Here is a 22,817-nt window from a genome sequence, read left to right on the forward strand (position 1 = left end):
CCGCGGAACGACGACGTCCGCGAGGAGGAGCTGTGATGACGGAGCCTACGCCTTCATCTGTCCCCGACCATCCGCCGGCCGGCAGTGCCCGGACCGACAGCGCACCGGTCGACCGGCCGCGGCGCCGTTGGATCGGCCGCCTCGCGGGGGGAGCGGTCGCCGTAACCGCGATCGCCGTCGCCTCGTACGGGTCGATCACCTCGGCATCCGCCGGCGACGACATCCACGCGTCGATGACGATCATCGCGCCCGCCGCCGCCGGCGGCGGCTGGGACGGCGTCGCCCGCGAGCTGCAGCAGGCGCAGAAGGCCAACGGCCTGGTCAACAACGTGCAGGTGGTCAACATGCCCGGCGCCGGCGGCACCATCGCCCTCGGCAACGTCTCGGTGCTCAACGGGCAGGCCGGAAACCTCCTGGTCGGCGGCACGGGGCTCCTCGCCGCGACCGTGCAGTTCAACTCGGCCGCGACCCTCGACGACGTCACTCCGCTGGCCGTCATGGTCGAGGAGTACGACGTCATCGTCGTCCCGGCCGACTCGCCCTACCAGAGCCTCGACGACCTCGTGCAGGACTGGAAGCAGGACCCCCGCGCCCTGCCGTGGACCGGCGGCGGCTCGTTCGACCAGCTCGTCGTGGCCGAGCTCGCGCTCGCCGCGGGCATCGCGCCGGTCGACATGACCTACATCTCGTCCGACGGTGGCGGCGAGGCCATCCAGGCCCTGCTCAACGGCACCGCCCGGGCGGCGGCGGGCGGCTACCCCGACAACATCGACCAGATCGAGTCGGGGCGCCTGCGCGCCCTCGCCCTGGTCGCGTCCGACCCCATCGAGGGCATCGACATCCCCACGGCGGTCGACCAGGGCTACCAGGTGGGCCTGACCAACTGGCGCATGCTGGCCGCCCCGAGCGGGCTCGACGACGAGCAGGTCGACGGGCTGACCGAGCTCGTCCTCGACTCGATCGCGACGCCCGAGTGGGCCGACGCCCGCGCCCGTTACCACTGGACCGAGCGCGTCATCACCGGCGACGAGCTCGACGTGTTCCTCGCCGACGAGCGCGAGCGCATCGAGCGCCTGTACGAGGAGATGGGCCTGTGATGCCGTCGAGCAACAACCCCACCTCCGTCTCGGCGACCGTCGGCAACCGCCTGCGGTTCCAGCGGGGGAGCGGCCCCCGCGGCATCGCGAAGGCGCTCATCATGCCCGCGATCCTCGCCGCCTTCGCGACGTACCTCGTGTACGGCATCGTCGTGATGAAGGTGCCGCCGAGCGCGGCCTTCCCGGGCCCGCAGTTCTTCCCCGGCATCATCGCGGTAGGGCTCTCCGCGTTCGCCATCATCCTCGGCATCCAGGCGGTGCGCGCGGCGCTGGTCACCCCCTCGGTCGAAGAGGAGGAGGCCGGCGAGCGCGCGGTCGGCGTCGACTGGCGCTCGTTCGCCTGGGTCGCGGGCTCGTTCCTCGCGTTCGCGTTCCTGCTCGGCATCCTGGGCTGGATCATCGCCGCCGCCCTGCTGTTCACGGGCATCGCCCGCGGGTTCGGCCAGCGCAAGGTGCTGTTCGCCCTCCTGGTCGGGCTGACCATCAGCTCGCTCAGCTACATCGCCTTCGACATGGGGTTGGGTCTGTCCCTGCCCTCCGGAATCCTCGGATGGGCCTTCTGACATGGACGTTCTCGTTCTCCTCGGCGACGGATTCGCCGGTGCCCTGACCCCCCAGAACCTCATCTGGGTGCTCGTGGGCTGCGTGCTCGGAACCGCGGTCGGCGTCATGCCCGGCCTCGGCTCCTCGATGGCGGTCGCACTGCTTCTGCCGGTGACCTTCTCGCTCGACCCGACCGCCGCGTTTATCATGTTCTCGGGCGTCTACTTCGGCGGGCTGTTCGGCGACTCGATCACCGGCATCCTGCTGAATACGCCCGGCCAGGCCTCGGCGATCGCGTCGACCTTCGAGGGCCACAAGATGGCGCTCAACGGACGCGCCGCGCAGGCGCTCGCCACCGCGGCGATCGGCGCCTTCATCGGCGGCATCATCGCCGCCATCTTGCTGGTGTTCTTCGCGCCCGTGCTCGCGGGGCTGTCGAGCAGCTTCGGACCGGCGGAGTTCTTCGCGCTCGCGATCTTCGCGTTCGCGGCGACCTCGTCGGTCGTGACCGACAACGCCGGCAAGGGCCTCGCGTCCCTGCTGCTGGGGCTCGGCATCGCGGTGATCGGCATCGACGGCGTCACCGGCGCCCCGCGCTTCACGATGGACTCGCCCAACCTGTTCGACGGCATCTCGTTGATCACCGTGACCGTCGGCATCCTGGCCCTCGGCGAGGTCATCTACGTCGCGTGCCTGGAGCGGCACATCAGCAACAAGCAGATGATCCGGCCGACCGGCCGACCGTGGCTGACCCGCCGCGAGTTCGCCGAGGCCACCCCGGCGTGGCTCCGCGGAACGGCGATCGGTCTGCCGTTCGGCGTGATCCCCGCCGGCGGCTCCGAGATCCCCACGTTCCTCGCCTACGGCATCGAGAAGCGCCTCGACGGGCGGCGCAAGAAGCCGCGCTTCGGCACCGGCGCCATCCGGGGCCTCGCCGCCCCCGAGGCCGCGGGCAACTCGACCACGGGCATGGCGATGGGGTCGCTCCTGGCGCTGGGGCTCCCGGTGTCGGCGACGGCGGCCATCATGCTCGCCGCCTTCCGCCAGTACGGTCTGCAGCCCGGACCCCTGCTGTTCGAGCGGGCACCCGATCTGGTCTGGGCGCTCATCGCGAGCTTCTTCATCGCGATGGTCGTGCTGCTGATCCTCAACCTGCCGTTCGCGATGCTGTGGGCCAAGCTCCTGGTCATCCCGCGCCCGTACCTGTACGCCGCGATCGCGGTGTTCTGCGGGCTCGGCATCTACGCCACCTCGGGTGCGACGTTCGATCTCGTGCTGCTGCTCGCGGTCGGTCTGCTCGGCTTCGTGATGCGGGCGCACGACTACCCGCTGGCGCCGCTCATCATCGGCATGGTGCTCGGGCCGCTGGCCGAGACCAGCCTGCGCGATGCCGCGATGAGTGCCAACGGCGACCTGACGACGCTCTTCCAGGGGCCGATCGTCATCGCCATCTACGCGGTGCTGCTCGTGGTGCTGGTCGCGGCCGGGCGCAATCGCGTGGTGGCGCGTCGCCGGGCGAACACGACGCAGAAAGAGACCGTCGGGGTCTGATCGCCGGGATCGGTGACGGGCGGGGCGCTTCGGCGGCCCGCCCGTTCTCGTGCGTCCGGGGGCGGAAAATCACGCTCCGGTCACGGTGTGCGCAATTTTGACGCGGCTATAGACAAAACCCCCTCGGGTGGATATTTTTTCGGAGCCGTCATAATTCGACGGACCAGAGTGCCGGGAACGAAGACGTACCCGATCCGACGCCGGGGAGGGCGCGGGTACGGATCCGAGGATCCCTGCTGTTCAGAGAGGAACGCAGATCACATGCTGAAGAAAATCCTGACCGGTGCGGCCATCGCCGCACTCGCCGTCGGTCTCGGGGCGTGCAGCTCCACGCGTCCGGCAGACGGCGGTGGAGACGCCGCGGGCGGTGGCTCGACCGAGTGCAACGTCGGCATCGCGATGCCCACCCGCAGCCTCGAGCGCTGGATCAACGACGGCGAGCAGCTGCAGAAGAAGCTCCAGGATGCCGGGTGCACCGTCGACCTGCAGTACGCCGACAACAAGACCGACCAGCAGATCAGCCAGATCCAGAACCAGATCTCGGGTGGCGCGAAGATCCTCGTCATCGCCGCGATCGACGGCTCGACGCTCGGCCCGGTGCTGCAGGAGGCCAAGGCACAGAACGCCAAGGTCATCGCCTACGACCGCCTCATCAACGGCAGTGAGAACGTCGACTACTACGCCACGTTCGACAACTACAAGGTCGGCACGCTGCAGGGTCAGTACATCGAGTCGCAGCTCGGCCTGAAGGACGGCAAGGGCCCCTTCAACCTCGAGCCCTTCGCCGGCAGCCCCGACGACAACAACGCGAAGTTCTTCTTCGCCGGCGCCTGGGACGTGCTCAAGCCCTACGTCGACAGCGGCAAGCTGGTCGTCCCCAGCGGCAAGTCGCCCGCCAACGACGACGCATGGGCGTCGATCGGCATCCAGGGCTGGGCGTCCGACAAGGCGCAGTCCGAGATGGACAACCGCCTCTCGTCGTTCTACGGCGACGGTAAGAAGGTCAACGTGGTGCTCTCGCCCAACGACAGCCTCGCCATCGGTATCGAGGCGTCGCTGAAGTCGGCCGGCTACACCCCCGGCGCCGACTACCCGATCATCACGGGTCAGGATGCCGACAAGGCCAACGTCAAGGCGATCCTCGACGGCGCCCAGGCGATGACGGTCTGGAAGGACACCCGTGCCCTCGGCGACCGCGTCTTCACGATGATCCAGGAGATCAAGGACGGCAAGGACGTCGAGGTCAACGACACGAAGACCTACGACAACGGCAAGAAGGTCGTCCCCTCGTACCTGCTGACCCCCGAGGTGGTCACCAAGGACGACGTGCAGTCGAAGCTCATCGACTCGGGCTTCCTGAAGGCGTCCGACGTCGGACTCTGATTCACCCTGCGGCGGGGCGGGTTCGCCCGCCCCGCCGCTCCACGTGCCGCCCCGGGCGGCTGAGCCGAAGTGCCGCCCGGCGGGCGGCGGAGCCACAATGCCGCCCGGCGGGCGGCGGAGGGACAAGCACACATGACCGAACCGATCCTGCGCATGTCGGGGATCTCGAAGTCGTTCAACGGGGTTCCCGCTCTGGCCGACGTGTCGATCGACGTCTACCGCGGCGAGGTCCACGCGATCTGCGGCGAGAACGGCGCCGGCAAGTCGACCTTGATGAAGGTCCTCAGCGGCGTCTATCCCGCCGGGAGCTTCGAGGGCAGCATCACCCTCGAGGGCGAGCAGATGGCGTTCCGCTCGATCAACGACAGCGAGGCCGCCGGCATCGTCATCATCCACCAGGAGTTGGCGCTGAGCCCGTACCTCTCGATCGCCGAGAACATCTTCCTGGGCAACGAGAAGTCGCGTCGCGGCGTCATCGACTGGAACGCCACCAACACCGCGGCAGCCGAGCTGCTCAAGCGGGTGGGCCTGCGTGAGAACCCCGCGACGAAGATCTTCGAGCTCGGTGTCGGCAAGCAGCAGCTCGTCGAGATCGCCAAGGCCCTCGCGAAAGAGGTCAAGCTCCTCATCCTCGACGAGCCCACCGCCGCGCTGAACGACGACGACTCCGCCCACCTGCTCGACCTCATCGACCAGCTGCGCACCCAGGGCATCACCTGCATCATCATCAGCCACAAGCTCAAAGAGGTGCTGCGCATCTCGGACCGCATCACGATCATCCGCGACGGTCGCACGATCGAGACGATGCACCGCTCCGACGCCGACACCGACGAAGGGCGCATCATCCGCGCCATGGTCGGTCGCGATCTGAACAGCCTCTTCCCGCCGCGCGAACCCGACATCGGCGACGAGCTCTTCCGCGTCGAGAACTGGACCGTGCATCACCCCGTCGACACCGAGCGCGTGGTCATCGACGACGCCTCGTTCATGGTGCGCGCCGGCGAGATCGTCGGCTTCGCCGGCCTCATGGGCGCCGGTCGTACCGAGCTCGCGATGAGCATCTTCGGCCGCATGTACGGCACCGGCATCTCGGGCGAGGTCTACAAGAACGGGCAGCAGATCGACGTCCGCACCGTCGACGCCGCCATCAAGCACGGCATCGCGTACGCGACCGAGGACCGCAAGAAGTACGGTCTGAACCTCATCGGCGACATCCAGGTCAACGTCTCGGCGTCCGCCCTCGCCCGTCTCGCGCGGCTGGGCGTGGTCGACCGCTACCGCGAGTACAAGGTCGCCGACTCGTACCGCTACAAGATGAACATCAAGGCGCCCAGCGTCGCCGCGATCACCGGGCGACTGTCCGGGGGCAACCAGCAGAAGGTCGTCCTGTCGAAGTGGATGTTCACCGGACCCGACGTACTGATCCTCGACGAGCCGACCCGCGGCATCGACGTGGGGGCGAAGTACGAGATCTACGGCATCATCAACGAACTCGCGGCCCAGGGTAAGGCCGTCATCGTCATCTCGTCGGAGCTGCCCGAGGTCATCGGCCTCTCCGACCGCATCTACACGATCTCCGAGGGACGCATCACGGCCGAGGTCAGCCGTGACGACGCCACGCAGGAGAACCTCATGCGGCACATGACCGCCGGAAGGAATTGACAGCAATGGCCACCGCATCCACCCAGACGGTCGAGGCGCCGACCCAGCCGGGGCCGCGACGTCGCGGCATCCTGTCGCGCATCAACTTCCGGCAGTTCGGCATCCTCGCCGCCCTCGTCATCATCATCGTGCTGTTCCAGGTGCTCACCGGCGGTCGCCTGTTGATGCCCGGAAACGTCAACAACCTCATCCAGCAGAACGCGTACGTGCTGATCCTCGCGATCGGCATGGTCATGGTCATCATCGCCGGACACATCGACCTGTCGGTCGGTTCGGTGGTGGCGATGGTGGGCGCGATCGCGGCGATCGCCATGAACCAGTGGGGTCTGCCCTGGTACGTGGCGGTCCTGCTGTCGCTCGTCGTCGGCGCCGTGGTCGGTGCCTGGCAGGGCTTCTGGGTCGCCTTCGTCGGCATACCCGCGTTCATCGTGACGCTGGCGGGCATGCTGCTGTTCCGCGGTCTCACCCTCGTTCTGCTCACCGGCGGCACCATCAGCGGTCTGCCCGACGGCTTCACCGCGATCGGCGCGGGCTGGCTGCCGCCGTTCCTCGGCTACCTCGGCAACTGGGACGCCCTGACGCTCGCGCTCGGTGCCGTCGCCAGCGTGCTGCTGGTCGTGCAGCAGCTGCGCACCCGCGCAACGCTGCGCCGCCTCGAGCTGCCGCGCGAGGTCGCCTGGTCGTTCTGGGCCAAGAACCTCGTCGCGGTCATCGCGATCATGGCCACCGCGTTCACGATCGCCGCGTACAACGGCACGCCGATCGTGCTGATCATCCTCGCGGTGCTCGTGCTGGCCTACACGTTCGTGCTGAACCGCACGACGTTCGGTCGTCACATCTACGCCATGGGCGGCAACCTCTTCGCGGCCGTGATGAGCGGCGTGAAGACGAAGTGGGTCAACTTCTTCATCTTCGTCAACATGGGTGCTCTCGCCGGTCTCGCCGCCGTGGTCAGCACGGCCCGCGCCGGTGGCGCGGTGGCCTCGGCCGGTCAGAACTACGAGCTGGATGCCATCGCGGCGGTGTTCATCGGCGGTGCGGCGGTCCAGGGTGGCATCGGAACCGTCGTCGGCGCGGTCGTCGGTGGTCTGGTCATGGGCGTGCTGAACATGGGTCTGTCGATCCTCAGTGTCGATGCCGCCTGGCAGATGGCCATCAAGGGCATCGTGCTGCTCCTGGCGGTCGCGTTCGACATCTTCAACAAGCGCCGCAACGGCGGTGCGTGATCGGATGGGGAGCGCGGCCCCGGGGCCCGCTCCCCATCCGCTCTGCTGTTTCACCCGCGATCCCCGCTTTCGGCCCCACCGCGTCGTGATGCGATGATGGGGGAGGTGCGCCTCTCATGACCCCTGCCGTGTTCGAGCCCGCAACCCCGCTCGCGCCGCCGGCTGGCCGTACGACGAACGATCTGATCCGTCAGCAGAACCTCTCGTCCGTCCTGTCGCTCCTCCACTCCCGGGGTGCCCTCTCGCGCGCGCAATTGGGCGCGACGACGGGACTGAACCGCTCCACCGTCACGGGTCTCGTGATGGAGCTGACCGAGCTCGGCCTCGTCCGCGAAGCGCCGAGCGGGGAGCGCACGGGCAAGGTCGGTCGCCCCACCCTCGACCTCGAGCCCGAAGACCACGTGGCCGCGCTCAGCGTCCGCGCCGAACCGCACGCGGTCACGGTGGCTCTCGTGGGTCTCGGCGGGGTGGTCCACGCGCGGCTCCGCCACGACACCGCGACCGCCCCGTCGCCGAAGCGTTTCGTGCAGATCGTCGCCTCGTCCGTCGAGGCGATGCGCGCCGACATCGATCGGCACTACCGCGTGGTCGGGGCGGGCCTCGCGGTCCCCGGTCTCGTCAACGCCAACGGTTCCGTCCTCGTCTCGCCGACCCTCGGCTGGAAGCGCGATCCCGTCGCCGCGCGCTTGAGCGATGAGCTCGGGATGCCGGTGGCCGCGGGCAACGACGCCAGCATCGGCGCTCTCGCGGAGTCGCGGTTCGGCGTGGGGGTCGGCGTCGGCAACCTGCTGTACCTCGGCGGCGCGATGCACAGCATCGGCGGGGGACTGATCATCGACGGCACGCTCCTGCGCGGGACGTCGGGCTACGCCGGCGAGCTCGGCCACACCGTCGTCGATCCCCGCGGCCGGCCGTGCGTGTGCGGGCGGCGCGGGTGTCTCGAGGCCGAGGTCAGCCTCGACCTGATCGAACCGCTCCTGGGTCGGCGCAAGCTCGACGAGGACGAACTCGACGTCGAGCTCGGCGTCGCCCGCAACCCCCGGGTCATGACCGAGGTGACCCGCCAGGTCGAGATGCTCTCGCTCGCCCTGACGAACTTCGTCAACGCCTTCGCGCCCGAGACCGTGGTGCTCTCGGGCTATCTCGGAGCCCTGCTGTCGGTGAGTCGTGAGCGCCTCGCCGACGCGGTGCGCGTGCACCCGCTCGGTGCCGAGGGGCGCACGATCCGCCTCGAGAGGGCGCATCTGCGCTCGCGCCTCATGCTCGTGGGCCCGGCCGAGCTCGCGTTCGCCGACCTGCTGGCGAACCCCGCCGGCTTCCGCGGCTGACGCGGCGCCCCGCGTCGTATCCCGCTCGTTCACCGCGCCGTCGCCGCGCGCGTCTACCGTCGCGGGGTGCGCTCGACCCGACGGGCGTCGGGAGGTGTCCGTGGACCTCGATCAGGCTCCGCGCCGGCCGTTCTGGCCGTGGGTGCTCGCCCTGCTCGTGGCGCTGGTGGCCGTCGGCGTCCTGTTCACTCAGGCGCAGGCGATGGCGCGCGACGCCGAGCGCGGCGGCGTGGCCGCACCGTGGCCGGCTCCCGCGTCCCTCTCGTCGCGCGAGACCGACGCGGTTCCGGCGGTTCCCGCGCAAACCGAGCGACGGACGCCGACCGCGGTCGCGGTCGACGCGCAGTGGAGCATCACGGTCGCGGGGCGCATCGGCATCCCGGAACGGGCTCTGCGGGCGTACGCGTCGGCGGCGCTCACCGTCCAGCGGGAGCAGCCCTCGTGCGGTCTGGGCTGGAACACCCTCGCCGGGCTCGGGGCGATCGAGTCGGGCCACGGCACGCATTCCGGCGGGACTCTGGATGCGGAGGGCTACCCGGATCCCCCGATCCGCGGGATCGCGCTCGACGGATCGCAGAGCGCGGTGATCCCCGACACCGACGGCGGCCGTTTCGACGGCGACGCGACCTGGGACCGGGCCGTCGGACCGCTGCAATTCATCCCGGCGACGTGGGAACGATGGGGTGCCGACGCGAACGGCGACGGAATTGCCGATCCGAACCAGATCGACGACGCGGCCCTCGCGGCCGGTCGCTACCTGTGCGCCGCGGGCGAGATGACGAGCCCCGCGGGGTGGCGGCGGGCCGTCTTCTCGTACAACCACCTCGACAGCTATGTCGATGACGTCGCCGCCACCGCGAACGCCTACGCGCGCCTCGCCGGCTGACGTCGGGTCGCGGCGCGCGGGCGGAAAGCGGGGGCGATCAGCCGCCCAGCACCACGTTCAGCGGCTCCTCGCCGCGGTGCAGGCGCTCGATCTGCCGCCGCACGAGTCGGGCGATGCGCGGGCGCATGGCATCCGTCGCCCCTCCCACGTGCGGAGCGATGAGCACCCCGTCGAGAGCCCACAGCGGGTGGTCCGCGGGGAGGGGCTCGGGGTCGGTCACGTCGAGGGCCGCGCGGATGCGGCCACGGCGCACGTGATCGACGAGGGCGTCGGTGTCGATGAGCGGTCCCCGGCCGACGTTCACGACGAGCGCGCCGTCGGGGAGCGCCGAGAGCGCGCGGTCGTCGATGAGGTGGCGGGTCGCGTCGCCGCCGGGAAGGGACGCGATCAGGATGTCGGTGTCGGCGAGCACCTCCTCGAGCTTGCCGAGGGGGAACACCTCCACGTCGTCCTGCAGTCGCCCGTGCGAGGCGACGGCGCGCAGCGTCACCTCGAACGGCGCGAGGCGGGCAGCGATCGCGCGGCCGACGCCGCCGAAACCGAGAAGGGTCACGCGAGCGTCGGCGAGCCCGGGGGTCATGCCGCTCGTCCACTCGCCGCGATCCTGCGCGCGGACGAAGTCCGGCAGGTGCCGCTGCGCCGCGAGGGCGAGGGCCACGGCGAGCTCCGAGGTGGCGGTCTCGTGGACGCTCGAGGCGTTGGAGAAGACGATCCCCTCGGGCAGGCGCCCCTCGACGTTGTCGTAGCCGATCGACTGGCCCTGCACGAGGCCGACCTCGATCTCGGAGAGGCGCCCGATCACGTCGTTCATCGACATGTACGGCGGGACGATCATGTCGAACCTGTCGCGCGGGGCCGGTCCCGTCATATCCCAGACGACCACCTCGACGCCCTCGGGCAGATCGCCGAGGTCGTCACGGAGTTCGTCGGTGGGCACGGACACGATGAGGGGGGTCGGGGTGGTCACCGGAGAGACGCTACTCCGGTCGCCTCGGCGGGCTGCGGAGGTTGCGGGCGGCGCCCGATGTGCACACCGACGGGCACGTCGTAGGCGAGGTACTCCCGCATCAGTTCGTCGGAGTCGCGCTCGAACAGTCGCCGAGAGAGGGCGGCGGCCAGCTTGGTCGCTCCGCCGACGAGCCCGGGGATCTGGTGACTCAGCATCCCCTGGCTGAGGCGCGCGCCGTGGTTGAACATGTGGATCCGCGACAGCGCCGAGGCGTCGGGAGCGCTCCGGCTGACGAGGCCGAAGTCGTCGTCGAGGTAGGGGAACGCGGCGAGCCCGGGGTTCTGCGCCGCGGCCTCCGGGGCGAGGCGGTCGCTCCACAGCGCGGCATCCGCGGCGATGGCCGACAGCTCCGGCCTCCGCTCCAGGTCGGCCACGATCCCGGTCGCCGACAGGACGACGTCGTAGTGATGGATGCCGTGCGGCGTGGTCACCGCGATGTCGCTGCCCGTCCACTGCACGTGCTGCCACGGCGACGACGTGAAGAAGCGGAAGGCGTCGAACGCGTGGGCGCGCCAGAGGGCGTTCTGCGTGGCGGGCTGGTCGACCGCCGACAGGTGCACGTTGAAGGCCCACTTCTGCGCGTCGCTGAAGGCGCCGTAGTTCTCGATGAGACCGGCGAACTCCATCCAGCGGTAGGGGCTGACCTGCGGCATGGCGGGGCGCCGCATGTGCACCTCGACGCTCGCGGCGCCGTGCTCGAGCGCGGTGGCGGCGTTGTCGAACGCCCCCGTCCCCGCGCCCAGCACGCCGATGCGCAGACCCGCGAGGGAGGAGAAGTCGATGTCGTCGTGCGTGTGGTGCACGCGGCCGGCGGGGAGCCCCCGCAGAAGGGCGGGGACATGCCGCCCCCCGGCTCCCTCGATCCCGGTGGCGAGGACGACGTGCCGAGCGGGCAGCATCCATTCGCCGTCCGAGCCCTCGAGGTGCACCTCGATCGGCCCGTCCCCTCCGGTCGGGGTGAGCGACCGCACGCGCGTGGAGGGGACGACCGTGAGGGCGGACACCTCGCGGTACCACCGCAGGAAGCCCTGCCAGGCGACGGTGGGGAAGTACTCGATCGCGTCCCACGCGTCGGTTCCGTAGACGGCCTCGAACCAGGCGCGCGGGCTCACCGCGGGCGTTCCCCAGGTCGGCCAGGCGATGTCCTTGGGCGTGCGCAGCGTGTGCATGCGCGCGTAGGTGCTCCAGGGGCCGGTCGCATCGGCGGGCGCGGCGTCGATCACCACGACGTCGTCGATCCCTCGCCGACGCAGTCCGCGCGCCAGGACGAGTCCGGCCTGACCGGCCCCGACGATGACCACGGGACGGATGCCCTCTCGCTGGCCGACCCACGAGCGTCCGTCGCCGGCGCTGAGGGCGCTCTGATGTGCGGCCTCCCGTTCGAGCCCGGCGAGTCGGGCCGCCGTGTCGGGGAGCGGGGTCAGCACGGTCATTCCCCGTCGACCACGACGCGGACGCCGAGGGTGTCGTCGAAGCGGTGGTTGTGGTGGTCGGTGACGTTGGTGTCGTCGAGCTCGAGGTTGACGAAGTCCATGCTCGGCTCGGCGAAGAAGGGACCGGCGTGCCACGTGCCCTTGCGCATCGTGATGGCGGTGCGCGGCGGGATGCGGAACGCGCGCAGGTCGTCGAGAGCGGGGGCGTCGATGCCCGGGGCGGCCACGGCGATGGTCCACTCGACGTCGCCGACCGCCATGAGGGTCTGGGTGGTCTCGAGGTGGCGCGTCACGCGCACGAACTCGGGAGCCTTGTCGTCGAGGTGCATGAGGTAGAAGCGGGGGATGCCGTTCGACACGTCGAGTACGGCCTCTTCGGCGGTGAACGGGGTGCCGTCCTCCATGGGGGTCAGGACGACGCCGAAGGGGTCGAAGGTCGCGGGGGTGACGGTTTCGGCGGTGAGGCGGTGGACGGTGAGGGTGTCGGACACGGGAGCTCGCTTTCGTCGGGTCCCTCGACCGTACGCTTGTCCAACAAGCCGTGATGGTACTTGTCCGACATGTTCACCACGCTGTTACGCGGGGGAAACGCTCACGATCGCACCCGGCGGATCAGCGCGTTGCGCAGGCCCGTCGGGGCGGCCAGCTGCACCTCGCGCGACCAGTACCCGATCGCATCGTCGGCGCCGTACCCGCAGTAGGTCATCTCGATCACCGGCGTGCCGGGTGCGCTCGACAGGATCCCCGCCCTCTCGGCGTCCAGTCCGACCGCCTCCATCCACAGCGTCTCCCAGGCCACGCGGACGCCGTTCGCGGCCTCGGCGAGATCGAAGACCGGGCGATGAGGGTCGAGCGCGGCGTCACGTGCCACGGGGACGAGATCTTCCGCCAGGGCGTAGGGGGCGCCGTCCGCGCGCCACATCTTCACCGTCCGCAGTACGCGGGTGCCGTCGGGGAGATCGTCGAAGCGGTGCGCACCCGGGGCGAGGTCGAGGCGCTCGGACGAGACGAGGTCAAGGGACGCCTCGTACCCCGCGGAGCGGATCGAGAGCAAATGATCGAACTGCTGGTCGATGCGGCGGCCGACGCCCGCGAGTCGACGGTTCGACGTGGTCCGCGCCCCCTGGGTGCGGTGGACGTAACCCCGCTCCTCGAGTCGGATCAGCGCCTCGCGCACAGAGTTGCGGCTCGCCCCGAGCATCTCGGCGAGACGCGGTTCGGAGGGGAGGGGCGCTCCCTCGCTGCTCCACAGGGCCAGGATGCCCTCGATGATCGGGTCGGGATCGGGTACGCGCACGCACTCATCCTCCCTGATCGACCCCGTGTCCATCACTCCCCGCGCGTCGCGGGAGTCCGAGGGGGCGCCGTCCTCCGGCGACGATCCCCGGCCCCCCCGTGCGGGGGGCGAGGTCGCGGGTGACGTCAGGCCGCGGCGCCCACCACGGCGGCGATCGCCGAGGTGAAGAAGCCCAGGCCGTCGACACCCGAACGCATGGCCGCGGGGGTTCCCGGGCCGAAGCCGGGCTCGACGGCGTGCTCGGGGTGCGGCATGAGGCCCACGACGTTGCCTCGCTCGTTGGTCAGTCCCGCGATGTCGTCGAGCGAACCGTTCGGGTTCACGCCGACGTACCGGAAGGTCACGAGCCCCTCGCCGTTCACGCGCGCCAGGGTCTCGGCATCCGCGATGTATCCGCCGTCGGCGTTCTTCAGGGGGATGACGATCTCGTCGCCCTCGGTGAAGTCGCTCGTCCAGGCGGTCGAGGCGTTCTCGACGCGCAGGCGCTGGTCGCGGCGGATGAACTGCTGGTGGGCGTTGCGGATGAGGCCGCCGGGCAGCAGGTGCGCCTCGACGAGCATCTGGAAGCCGTTGCAGATGCCGAGGACCGGCATGCCCTTGCCCGCGGCGTCCTTGACCTCGGCCATGATCGGCGCGAAGGCCGCGATGGCGCCGGCGCGCAGGTAATCCCCGTAGCTGAAGCCGCCGGGCAGGACCAGAGCGTCGACGCCCTTCAGATCGTGCTCGCCGTGCCAGAGGGCGACGGGCTCGCCGCCGGCGAGGCGGATGGCGCGCTGGGCGTCGCGGTCGTCGAGGGAACCGGGGAAGGTGATGACCCCGATGCGAGCGGTCACTCGACCACCTCGATGTTGACGACGTCCTCGATGACGGCGTTCGAGAGCATCTCGTCCGCGAGCTCGCGGGCGCGGGCGAGAGTCGCCTCGTCGACCTCACCCTCGACGGTGAGCTCGAAGCGCTTGCCGATGCGCACGTCGGAGAAGCGGTGCTCACCCAGGCGCGAGAGGGCGCCGGCCACGGCCTTTCCCTGGGGGTCGAGGAGCTCGGCCTTGGGCATGACGTCGACGACGATGGTGGGCATTGCAGCTCCAGGAGTCGGGTGGCGTGGTGAAGGCCAGTCTACGGGAGGCCCGCCTTCGTCTCCGCCCTGCTTTCGGCGCTCTAGCGATGCCCCGGGTGACGTGAGGTAACGATCCGGGTGCTTTTCCTTGACCTCGTGGGAGCGATCCCATAGCGTCTACCCCGATCGGTGAGAGCGCTCCCACGCAATGCTGGTGGAAGTCTCCGCAGCGCCGGTCAGCACCCACCACAAAGGAGTGATCTGTGAAAAACCGCGCCCTGCGTCGTGTGGCCCTCGTCGCCGCCGTCGCCTCCACCTCCGCCCTCGTGCTCGCCGGCTGCTCCGGCGGCGGGGGCTCCGCCTCGGGCGGCGACGGACCGGTGACGCTCACCGTCGCCACCTTCAACGACTTCGGGTACACCGATGCGCTCCTCAAGGAGTACATGGACGCGCACCCGAACGTGAAGATCGTGCACAACAAGGCCGCGACGAGCAACGACGCCCGTGCCAACTACTTCCAGAAGCTCGGGAAGACCGGCCTCGCCGACATCGAGGCGATCGAGGTCGACTGGCTCCCCGAGGTCATGGAGTACGCCGACCTGCTCGCCCCCGTCCCCGACGACCTGAAGAGCCGCTGGCTCGACTACAAGGTCAAGGCCGCGACGAGCTCCGAAGGCAACCTCATCGGCTACGGCACCGACATCGGCCCCGAGGGCGTCTGCTACCGCTCCGACCTGTTCGCCGCCGCGGGCCTTCCCACCGACCGCGAAGAGGTCGCCAAGATGCTCCAGGGCGACTGGGCGACGTACTTCGCCGCGGGCGACAAGTACGTCGCCGCGACCGGCAAGCCGTTCTTCGACTCGGCCGGAGGCACCTACCAGGGGGCCATCAACCAGGTCGAGGACGCCTACGAGAACCCCGACACCGGCGAGATCACCGCCACCGAGAACCCCGAGGTCAAGAAGATCTACGACCAGGTGCTCAAGGCCAGCGCCACGCAGTCGGCGCACCTCGGCCAGTGGTCCGACGACTGGATGGCGGGACTGTCCAACGGCGCCTTCGCGACCATGCTCTGCCCGGGCTGGATGCTCGGCGTCATCGAGGGCAACGCGCCCGAGGTCAAGGGCTGGGACATCGCCAACGCCTTCCCCGGCGGCGGCGGCAACTGGGGCGGCTCGTATCTGACCGTCCCCTCGAACGGCAAGAACGTCGCCGCGGCGCAGGAGCTCGCGGACTGGCTCACCAGCCCCGACACCCAGATCAAGGCGTTCGAGAACGCGGGGACCTTCCCCAGCCAGACCGACGCGCTCAAGAACGAGACGCTCCTGAGCAACACCAACGCCTACTTCAACAACGCCCCGGTCGGTCAGATCCTCACCGATCGCGCCGAGGCCGTGAAGGTGTCGCCGTACAAGGGCACGTTCTACTTCCAGATCAACGACGCCATGCAGAAGGCGCTCACACGAGTGGAAGACGGAACCCAGGATGCCGCCACCTCGTGGCAGCAGTGGGTGACCGAGGTCGACGCCCTGAAGTGACCGACGCGGGCGGATGCCGGGGGTCGCAGCACCGGCCCCCGGCATCCGCCCCTCGTCTCGAGGAGGAGACACCACCGTGACAAGCACACTCGAACGGCCCACTCGGTCGGCGCCGGCGCCCGCCGGCGCGCGGCAGCCGCGACGCATCGGCTTCGGCCAGCGCCGCAGCGCGTGGGACCTGAAGTTCTCGCCGTACCTCTACATCTCGCCGTTCTTCATCCTGTTCGCGATCACGGGCCTCTTCCCCATCGCCTACACGGCCGTGATCTCGTTCATGGACTGGGACCTGGTCCGCAATTCCGGCCACTTCATCGGCTTCGACCAGTACGCGTGGGTGCTCTCGCAGCCCAAGTTCTGGGTCGCTCTGCGCAATACCTTCAGCATCTTCCTGCTCTCGAGCGTTCCGCAGCTGATCCTCGCGATCTTCATCGCGGCGATGCTCGACCAGAACATCCGCGCCAAGACGTTCTGGCGCATGAGCGTACTCATCCCCTACGTGATGGCCCCTGTCGCCGTCGCCCTCATCTTCAGCAACATGTTCGGCGACCAGTACGGCGTCGTGAACACCACCCTGCAGAACCTCGGTCTTCCCGCGGTGCCCTGGCACTCCGACGCCCTCGCGAGTCACGTCGCGATCGCGACGATGGTCAACTTCCGCTGGACCGGGTACAACACCCTGATCCTCCTCGCGGCGATGCAGGCCATTCCCCGGGAGTTCTACGAGGCGGCCACCGTCGACGGTGCCGGCAAGGTTCGTCAGTTCTTCTCGATCACCCTGCCCAGCCTCAAGCCGACGCTCATCTTCGTCATCATCACCTCCACCATCGGCGGACTGCAGATCTTCGACGAGCCCCGCATGTACGACCAGTACGGCACGGGCGGAGCCGACAACCAGTGGCTGACCGTGACGCTGTGGCTCTACAACATCGGGTGGGGCGAGTGGAACTTCGGCCGGGCGGCTGCGCTCGCGTGGATCCTCTTCCTGATCATCCTCATCATCGGCGCGATCAACATGCTCGTGACCCGCTCGCTCGTCCGCGACGAAGGCGGCCGCGACCAGCGGTCCCGTCGAGAGCGACGCGCACAGGCGCGCGCCGCAAAGCAACGTCTCGCGGCGGACGCCGCCCGCCTGTCCACCCCCACGAAGGAGGCGCGTCGATGACCGCCGTGACCCCGGCCCCTGTGCCCGTGATCGATCGCGACCTGCCCGCCCGTGGGCGCCGCCGTCCGCGTGCCGTGCGCGGATCGCGCCCCGGCTGGTTCGTCTACGCCGCCCTCGGCGCCGTGCTGCTGGCCAGCGTGTTCCCGTTCTACTGGTCGCTGCTGATCGGCTCGGGCGACGCCTCCACCGTCCGCGACCCGAACATGTCGTGGATCCCGGGTGGGAACTTCCTCGCCAACGCCGCGGCCGTCATGGGCGACCCGGCGGTCAACTTCTGGCCCGCGCTGATGAACTCGGTGATCAGTTCCGGGATCATCGCGGCATCCGTCGTCTTCTTCTCGACGCTGGCCGGGTGGGCCTTCGCGAAGCTGACCTTCCGCGGCGGCCCGTGGCTGCTGCTGTTCGTGGTCGGCACGATGGCGGTGCCCATGCAGCTGGGCGTGGTGCCGCTGTACATCCTCTTCAGCGAGCTCGGGTGGACCGGTCAGCTCGGTGCCATCATCGTTCCGGCGCTCACGAGCGCGTTCGGGGTGTTCTGGATGACCCAGTACTTGCGCCAGGCCGTCCCCGACGAGCTCATCGAGGCCGCGCGCGTCGACGGGGCGACCTCGTTCCGCACGTTCCTCACGGTGGGCGTGCCCGCCGCGCGCCCGGCCGCCGCGATGCTCGGACTCTTCACCTTCGTGAGCGCGTGGAACAACTTCTTCTGGCCGTTCATCGTGCTCGATCGCCAGAATCCGACGCTGCCGGTGGCCCTGTCGCTCCTGCAGTCCAACTACTTCGTCGACTACTCGAAGGTCCTCGCGGGCGTGCTGTTGTCGACGATTCCGCTGCTGGTGCTGTTCGTCTTCGCGGGCAAGCAACTGGTCAGTGGCATCATGCAAGGGGCGGTCAAGGGATGACCCTCGCGCCCACGGAAGGAACCCGATCCATGTCCCACTCCCGTTCGTTCCCCGAAGGCTTCCTCTTCGGCGCCGCCACCGCGGCCTACCAGATCGAGGGGGCGGCCTTCGAAGACGGCCGCACGGCCTCGATCTGGGACGCGTTCAGCCGCGTGCCCGATGCGGTGATCAACGCCGACAACGGTGATGTCGCGTGCGATCACTATCACCGCTACGTCGGTGACGTGCAGCTGATGAAGAAGCTCGGCCTGCAGACGTACCGCTTCTCGACCTCGTGGTCGCGCGTGCGCCCCGACGGGGGAGAGCTCAACGCGAAGGGCGTCGACTTCTACAAGCGCCTCGTCGACGAGCTGCTGGATGCCGGCATCCTGCCCTGGCTCACCCTGTATCACTGGGACCTTCCGCAGGCGCTGCAGGACAAGGGCGGGTGGACCGTCCGCGAGACGAGCGACCGCTTCACGGAGTACGCGCTCGACATGCACGACGCCCTCGGCGACCGCGTCGACGTGTGGACCACCCTGAACGAGCCGTGGTGCTCGTCGTTCCTCAGCTACACCGCGGGGATCCACGCCCCGGGCCACTACTCGCAGGCCGAGGGCATGCTCGCCGCTCACCACCTGCTGCTCGGCCACGGCCAGACCGTGCGCGAGCTGCGCGCGCGCGACTCGTCGCTCAACCTCGGACTCACCCTGAACCTCACGGTCGCGGATCCCGTCGACCCGGCGAATCCCGCCGACCTCGACGCCGCGCGTCGCATCGACGGGCAGTTCAACCGGTGGTTCCTCGACCCGGTGTTCCGCGGGGAGTACCCGGCCGACATCATCAAGGACTTCCGCACGACGGATGCCGAGGCGGTGGCGCGCTGGCAGGAGGCCGTGCAGCCCGGCGACCTCGACGTCATCTCGACTCCCATCGACTCGCTCGGCGTGAACTATTACCACGGCGAGTTCGTCGGCGGCACGGCGCCCGAGGTCGACCCGCCCGCGGGCGACGCGCCGACCCCGCGCCCGGTCGGCAAGCCCTTCCCGGCCCACGAGAACCTGTACTGGCACGACCGCGGCCTCGCCCGCACCAACATGCACTGGGAGGTGCAGCCCGAGGGGTTGACCCGCCTCCTCGAGCGGGTGAGCGAGGATTACTCGGCCGACGCGGGCGTGGCGCTCTACGTCACCGAGAACGGCGCGTCGTACGACGACGAGCTGGTCACCGACGGCGGCGAGCCCCGCGTGCACGACGTCGAACGCGTGGAGTTCGTCGAAGCGCACCTCGGAGCGGTTCTGGATGCCGTGGACAAGGGCGTCGACGTGCGCGGCTACTTCTACTGGTCGCTCATGGACAACTTCGAGTGGGCCTGGGGCTACGAGAAGCGCTTCGGCATCGTCTACGTCGACTACGCCACGCAGGAGCGGACGATCAAGGACTCGGGGCTCGCGTACGCGCGCGTGATCGCGGACCGCGCGCTGGAGTCGGCGACCGTCGGCTGACGGTCATCTCTCCGGGGCCGGTCACGCAACGGTCCATACGCGACGCATAACGCGCCCCAGAAGCCGCATGCCCCCTTGCCGGGCGTGCGGGTTCTGCTGCGCGCGCCCTGGCGGGTGCAACGGGACGGTGGAGCATGAGCGGGGCTGTGCCGCGCTGTGTTCGACGGCGGGACAGGCGATGGGGTCGAACAGGCGTCTCGGACGTTGCCGAGCCGGGGATAACGGCTCGACCATGCGGGGGTGTCGGCGAACAGCTGGCCCTCGATATCGCCCCGATCCAATGTCGGAGGTCGGCGATATCGTTCTGCCATGACCCGCCCCGCACCCTCCGCGCACCGGCCGATGCCGGCGCTTCGGGAGTGCGATGGAGCGCCGTGGCCGAGCGATGACGAGCTGGAGTTCGAAGCGGAGTGGGCGGCGTTTCGTGAGAGCGGCGATGTCGAGTGGGGGACGGATGCCGGCACCCCGGCGCCCGGCGACGGATTGGCCTCTCCTGTGCCGAGCGAGCCGCGCGGGTATGTGCCGCCCGACGGTCCCGGCGACGTCGATGCGTGGGAGGGGGACGTCTTCGTGCGCCCGCTCGACAGCACGGTTCTGGCGATGTCAGATGTCGATGCGCGGGTGGGGCACCTGGAGAATGTGGTCGCCGAGCGGCAGCGGGCCACTGCTGAGGAGTACCGCCTGATCCTGGCGATCCTCGACGACGCCGCGTTCGACCCCACCCCCTGGGTCGGGCCCGACCCCACGCTCGACCGTGCCTGGGTTGATTCCCGGGGCCGCACCCCGGGTGCGGTGCGCCGGGACCGCGTCGATCTCGCCGAGCGGGCCGCGGTCGCGGAGATTGCGGTGCGGCTTCACCTGTCCGAGCAGACGGTCCGCACGCGCGCGGCGCACGCGCAGACCTTGGCGGTGGGGTGCCCGAAGCTGTGGGCCGCGTTCAGCGAAGGGCGTCTCTCCGAAAAGCACGCCGTCGATGCAGCTCGGTTGGCGTCGACGCTTCCCGCCGGTGACGCCGACGCGTTCGAGCGTTTCGACGACGAGGCGTGCCCGCCGGCGCTCGTGCTGACCCCGGCGAAGTTCGCTGTCGCGGCGCGCGCGATCCGCGAACGCGTGCACGCTGAATCGATCGAGGCCCGCCATCGCCGCGCCGCGGTGGATCGGGGGGGGGTGTGGATGAGAGCGGAGCTGGATGGCATGGCCTCCCTCCACGCGCTGCTCCGCGCTGACCGGGCTCGGGCCGTCATGTCGCGTCTCGACAAAGCCGCCCGGCACCTGCGCGCCGCGCCCGACGAAGAACGCACCCTCGCCCAACTCCGCGCTGACGCGTTTGCCGACCTCATCACGATGACGGACGCCCCGGCTGTCTCATCCACCACTTCCGCCTCGAACGCGACCGCGGACGCCCCGCCCATGGGACCGACCGCTGACGCCTCGGCCGAGAACGCAGCCGCCCCATCCGCGGCACCAACCGGATTGGCCCCGGACGCCCCACGCACGTTCCGCTCCGCCCCGCCGGCGACGGTCATCGTCACGGTTCCCGCGCTGACCCTCCTCGGCCACGACGCCGAACCCGCCACCCTCGAGGGCTACGGACCGATCGACCTCGACACCGCCCGACTCCTGGCTGGCACCGCGAGGTCGTGGATCCGGCTGCTCACCCACCCCGTGACCGGCGCACCGCTCGTGCTCGACCGCAGAACGTATCGGGTGCCCGTCGCCCTGCGGCGGTGGCTGGGCATCACCTCACCCACCTGCGTCTTCCCCGGCTGCGCTCGCGCCGCGAGACTGCGACATCGACCACCTCACCGCCTGGGCCGACGGCGGCACCACCGACGACGACAATCTCGACCCCACGTGTCGCCATCACCACCGCCTCCGGCATGAGAGTCGCTGGGACATCGACGATCACCCGGACGGCAACACCGCCTGGATATCTCCTCTCGGCGGCACCTATAACACCGACCCACCACCCTTCTAAAGCGGCAGCCCTCCCCGCTCCGCGCGTGAGGGACCGACTCGTCCCTTTCCCCCCCCCCGCCACCGGGCGGGAACGGGTGCGCGGCCGCTCTTGGCCCCCATCGAAAGACGCAGTGGGCTCCTGGGATTCACCCGCCGATGCACCTGGTCGGGCGACGATGAACTCGTGCGCTCGCAGCGCCCGCAGTACGCTCGCAGCAGCGCGCAGCGCACCTGGCCACCCGAAGCGCGGTGCAACACCGCCGTCCCGAAGGAGGGAAGCGATGGATCTCGCATCCGTGCGCGGCGCCGCCACGATCGAAGAGGTCGCGGCGCGTGCCGGAGTCTCGCGATCGACGGTGTCGCGTGTCGTCAACGGCTCCACCGCCGTCTCGCCCTCCGCCCTCGAGTCCGTGCGCCGGGCGATCGACGAGCTGCAGTACGTGCCCAACCGTGCGGCACGCTCTCTCGCCAGCAGGCAGACCCGCGCCATCGCCCTGGTGATTCCGGAGCAGACCGATCGCTTCTTCGGCGACCCGTTCTTCGCCTCGATCGTCGCGGGCATTGGCGAGGTGATCGGGGAGTCCGACTACATCATGAACATGCTCATCGCGAGCGACGACGCCAGCGCCAAGGCGCTCGGCTACCTTCGCGGCGGGAGCGTCGACGGGGCGATCGTCGCTTCGCACCACACGAGCGACACCTTCCTCGACCGGGTGGCCGACGTCGTCCCCGTCGTCTACGGCGGTCGGCCCGCCCGTATCCGTGCCGACGACTACTACGTCGACGTCGACAACGTCGAAGGCGGGCGCGTGGCCACGGCGTACCTGCTCGCACGCGGTCATCGGCGCGTGGCGACGGTCTCGGGCCCGTCCGACATGCCCGCGGGCATCGACCGCCTGCAGGGATTCCGCAACGCGATGGCGGAGGCGGGCATCGAACCGGCGGCCGTGGAGAACGGCGATTTCACCGAGATGGGAGGCGCCCTCGCGATGACGCGGATCCTGTCGAGCGGGGTCGTCCCCGAGGCGGTCTTCGTCGCGAGCGACCTCATGGCACGCGGCGTCTACGGCGTCCTGCGCGACAACGGCCTCGAACCCGGCCGCGACGTCGCCGTCGTCGGTTTCGACGACTCCGCGGTGTCGACCGCCGTCACCCCGGCGCTGACCACGGTCCGGCAGCCCTCTCTGACGCAGGGCCGGCACATGGCATCCGTTCTGCTCGACATCCTCGCCGGGCGTCCCGCGGCTCACGCGACGATCCTCCCGATCGAGGTCGTGGAGCGCGCCTCGGCCTGAGGACG

20 protein-coding genes and 1 pseudogene are annotated in these 22,817 nt (G+C 69.8%); 15 read left to right on the forward strand and 6 right to left on the reverse strand.

Going from position 1 to position 22,817, the window contains the following annotated elements; translation table 11 throughout:
* Nucleotides 1-35 precede the first annotated feature (35 nt).
* The 8 genes from AB6V31_RS15920 to AB6V31_RS15955 all read left to right on the forward strand — a co-directional run bounded on the left by AB6V31_RS15920 (nucleotide 36) and on the right by AB6V31_RS15955 (nucleotide 9,676).
* Nucleotides 36-1,097 carry a tripartite tricarboxylate transporter substrate binding protein gene (locus AB6V31_RS15920; protein ID WP_369366823.1) on the forward strand — a complete coding sequence of 354 codons (1,062 nt, stop codon included), beginning with the start codon at nucleotides 36-38 and terminating at the stop codon, nucleotides 1,095-1,097.
* Complete coding sequence (locus AB6V31_RS15925) at nucleotides 1,097-1,660, forward strand: tripartite tricarboxylate transporter TctB family protein (protein WP_369366825.1); 564 nt, start codon at nucleotides 1,097-1,099, stop codon at nucleotides 1,658-1,660. The genes AB6V31_RS15920 and AB6V31_RS15925 overlap by 1 nt, the downstream gene beginning before the upstream one ends.
* Nucleotide 1,661: 1 nt before the next feature.
* Nucleotides 1,662-3,191: a tripartite tricarboxylate transporter permease gene (locus tag AB6V31_RS15930; RefSeq protein ID WP_369366826.1), complete on the forward strand. Its 1,530-nt coding sequence runs from the start codon at nucleotides 1,662-1,664 to the stop codon at nucleotides 3,189-3,191.
* A 261-nt stretch (nucleotides 3,192-3,452) separates the two neighbouring features.
* Nucleotides 3,453-4,574 carry a multiple monosaccharide ABC transporter substrate-binding protein gene (chvE, locus tag AB6V31_RS15935; RefSeq protein ID WP_056225645.1) on the forward strand — a complete coding sequence of 374 codons (1,122 nt, stop codon included), beginning with the start codon at nucleotides 3,453-3,455 and terminating at the stop codon, nucleotides 4,572-4,574.
* A 132-nt stretch (nucleotides 4,575-4,706) separates the two neighbouring features.
* Nucleotides 4,707-6,236: a multiple monosaccharide ABC transporter ATP-binding protein gene (gene mmsA, locus AB6V31_RS15940; RefSeq protein WP_056225647.1), complete on the forward strand. Its 1,530-nt coding sequence runs from the start codon at nucleotides 4,707-4,709 to the stop codon at nucleotides 6,234-6,236.
* Between the two features lie 5 nt (nucleotides 6,237-6,241).
* Nucleotides 6,242-7,462: a multiple monosaccharide ABC transporter permease gene (gene mmsB / locus AB6V31_RS15945; protein ID WP_369366828.1), complete on the forward strand. Its 1,221-nt coding sequence runs from the start codon at nucleotides 6,242-6,244 to the stop codon at nucleotides 7,460-7,462.
* A gap of 116 nt (nucleotides 7,463-7,578) precedes the next feature.
* Nucleotides 7,579-8,790, forward strand: coding sequence for an ROK family protein (locus AB6V31_RS15950; protein WP_056225652.1), 1,212 nt, complete (start codon nucleotides 7,579-7,581; stop codon nucleotides 8,788-8,790).
* Between the two features lie 100 nt (nucleotides 8,791-8,890).
* On the forward strand, nucleotides 8,891-9,676 hold the full coding sequence (locus AB6V31_RS15955; RefSeq protein WP_369366829.1) for a lytic transglycosylase domain-containing protein: 786 nt from the start codon (nucleotides 8,891-8,893) through the stop codon (nucleotides 9,674-9,676).
* Between the two features lie 37 nt (nucleotides 9,677-9,713).
* Here the strand turns inward: AB6V31_RS15955 and AB6V31_RS15960 are convergent, their stop codons facing one another.
* From AB6V31_RS15960 to purS, 6 genes are all read right to left on the reverse strand, one after another.
* On the reverse strand, nucleotides 9,714-10,643 hold the full coding sequence (locus tag AB6V31_RS15960) for a 2-hydroxyacid dehydrogenase (RefSeq protein WP_369366831.1): 930 nt from the start codon (nucleotides 10,641-10,643) through the stop codon (nucleotides 9,714-9,716).
* Nucleotides 10,640-12,118, reverse strand: a complete 1,479-nt coding sequence (locus tag AB6V31_RS15965; RefSeq protein ID WP_369366832.1) for an FAD-dependent oxidoreductase — start codon at nucleotides 12,116-12,118, stop codon at nucleotides 10,640-10,642. Before AB6V31_RS15965 ends, AB6V31_RS15960 begins: the two co-directional genes overlap by 4 nt.
* A complete protein-coding gene (locus tag AB6V31_RS15970; protein ID WP_074696132.1) occupies nucleotides 12,115-12,609 on the reverse strand; it encodes an ureidoglycolate lyase in 495 nt (164 codons plus the stop codon). The genes AB6V31_RS15965 and AB6V31_RS15970 overlap by 4 nt, the downstream gene beginning before the upstream one ends.
* A gap of 101 nt (nucleotides 12,610-12,710) precedes the next feature.
* Nucleotides 12,711-13,415, reverse strand: a complete 705-nt coding sequence (locus AB6V31_RS15975; RefSeq protein ID WP_369366834.1) for a GntR family transcriptional regulator — start codon at nucleotides 13,413-13,415, stop codon at nucleotides 12,711-12,713.
* A 125-nt stretch (nucleotides 13,416-13,540) separates the two neighbouring features.
* Nucleotides 13,541-14,248: a phosphoribosylformylglycinamidine synthase subunit PurQ gene (purQ, locus tag AB6V31_RS15980; RefSeq protein ID WP_056225670.1), complete on the reverse strand. Its 708-nt coding sequence runs from the start codon at nucleotides 14,246-14,248 to the stop codon at nucleotides 13,541-13,543.
* Entirely contained in the window at nucleotides 14,245-14,493 is a 249-nt protein-coding gene (gene purS / locus AB6V31_RS15985) for a phosphoribosylformylglycinamidine synthase subunit PurS (protein ID WP_056225673.1), read from the reverse strand. Before purS ends, purQ begins: the two co-directional genes overlap by 4 nt.
* A gap of 242 nt (nucleotides 14,494-14,735) precedes the next feature.
* Here purS and AB6V31_RS15990 point away from each other — a divergent pair, with 242 nt between their 5' ends.
* The 7 genes and pseudogenes from AB6V31_RS15990 (at nucleotide 14,736) to AB6V31_RS16020 (ending at nucleotide 22,812) form a co-directional block, all read left to right on the forward strand.
* Nucleotides 14,736-16,010 (forward strand): ABC transporter substrate-binding protein, encoded by a 1,275-nt coding sequence (locus AB6V31_RS15990; RefSeq protein ID WP_369366836.1) that lies wholly within the window; start codon nucleotides 14,736-14,738, stop codon nucleotides 16,008-16,010.
* A 76-nt stretch (nucleotides 16,011-16,086) separates the two neighbouring features.
* Entirely contained in the window at nucleotides 16,087-17,172 is a 1,086-nt protein-coding gene (locus AB6V31_RS15995) for a carbohydrate ABC transporter permease (protein ID WP_369366838.1), read from the forward strand.
* Nucleotides 17,169-18,074, forward strand: a complete 906-nt coding sequence (locus AB6V31_RS16000) for a carbohydrate ABC transporter permease (RefSeq protein WP_268103039.1) — start codon at nucleotides 17,169-17,171, stop codon at nucleotides 18,072-18,074. The genes AB6V31_RS15995 and AB6V31_RS16000 overlap by 4 nt, the downstream gene beginning before the upstream one ends.
* 29 nt (nucleotides 18,075-18,103) lie before the next feature.
* Nucleotides 18,104-19,558 (forward strand): GH1 family beta-glucosidase, encoded by a 1,455-nt coding sequence (locus AB6V31_RS16005; RefSeq protein WP_369366840.1) that lies wholly within the window; start codon nucleotides 18,104-18,106, stop codon nucleotides 19,556-19,558.
* 600 nt (nucleotides 19,559-20,158) lie between these two features.
* A pseudogene (locus tag AB6V31_RS16010) lies at nucleotides 20,159-21,232 on the forward strand (DUF222 domain-containing protein); the annotation flags it as partial.
* Between the two features lie 118 nt (nucleotides 21,233-21,350).
* Nucleotides 21,351-21,536 carry an HNH endonuclease signature motif containing protein gene (locus AB6V31_RS16015; protein WP_369366908.1) on the forward strand — a complete coding sequence of 62 codons (186 nt, stop codon included), beginning with the start codon at nucleotides 21,351-21,353 and terminating at the stop codon, nucleotides 21,534-21,536.
* Nucleotides 21,537-21,798: 262 nt separating this feature from the next.
* Nucleotides 21,799-22,812, forward strand: coding sequence for a LacI family DNA-binding transcriptional regulator (locus tag AB6V31_RS16020; RefSeq protein WP_074696118.1), 1,014 nt, complete (start codon nucleotides 21,799-21,801; stop codon nucleotides 22,810-22,812).
* The last annotated feature ends 5 nt before the right edge of the window (nucleotides 22,813-22,817 follow it).

The organism is Microbacterium sp. 16-032, from assembly GCF_041079455.1.
In the GTDB taxonomy this organism is placed as follows: domain Bacteria; phylum Actinomycetota; class Actinomycetes; order Actinomycetales; family Microbacteriaceae; genus Microbacterium; species Microbacterium testaceum_A.

Bases quoted from the DNA above. Each gene is read 5' to 3' on its own strand.
- AB6V31_RS15920 (WP_369366823.1), top strand. From the start codon at position 36: ATGACGGAGCCTACGCCTTCATCTGTCCCCGACCATCCGCCGGCCGGC.
- AB6V31_RS15925 (WP_369366825.1), top strand. From the start codon at position 1,097: ATGCCGTCGAGCAACAACCCCACCTCCGTCTCGGCGACCGTCGGCAAC.
- AB6V31_RS15930 (WP_369366826.1), top strand. From the start codon at position 1,662: ATGGACGTTCTCGTTCTCCTCGGCGACGGATTCGCCGGTGCCCTGACC.
- chvE (WP_056225645.1), top strand. From the start codon at position 3,453: ATGCTGAAGAAAATCCTGACCGGTGCGGCCATCGCCGCACTCGCCGTC.
- mmsA (WP_056225647.1), top strand. From the start codon at position 4,707: ATGACCGAACCGATCCTGCGCATGTCGGGGATCTCGAAGTCGTTCAAC.
- mmsB (WP_369366828.1), top strand. From the start codon at position 6,242: ATGGCCACCGCATCCACCCAGACGGTCGAGGCGCCGACCCAGCCGGGG.
- AB6V31_RS15950 (WP_056225652.1), top strand. From the start codon at position 7,579: ATGACCCCTGCCGTGTTCGAGCCCGCAACCCCGCTCGCGCCGCCGGCT.
- AB6V31_RS15965 (WP_369366832.1), bottom strand. From the start codon at position 12,118: ATGACCGTGCTGACCCCGCTCCCCGACACGGCGGCCCGACTCGCCGGG.
- purS (WP_056225673.1), bottom strand. From the start codon at position 14,493: ATGCCCACCATCGTCGTCGACGTCATGCCCAAGGCCGAGCTCCTCGAC.
- AB6V31_RS16000 (WP_268103039.1), top strand. From the start codon at position 17,169: ATGACCGCCGTGACCCCGGCCCCTGTGCCCGTGATCGATCGCGACCTG.
- AB6V31_RS16005 (WP_369366840.1), top strand. From the start codon at position 18,104: ATGTCCCACTCCCGTTCGTTCCCCGAAGGCTTCCTCTTCGGCGCCGCC.
- AB6V31_RS16020 (WP_074696118.1), top strand. From the start codon at position 21,799: ATGGATCTCGCATCCGTGCGCGGCGCCGCCACGATCGAAGAGGTCGCG.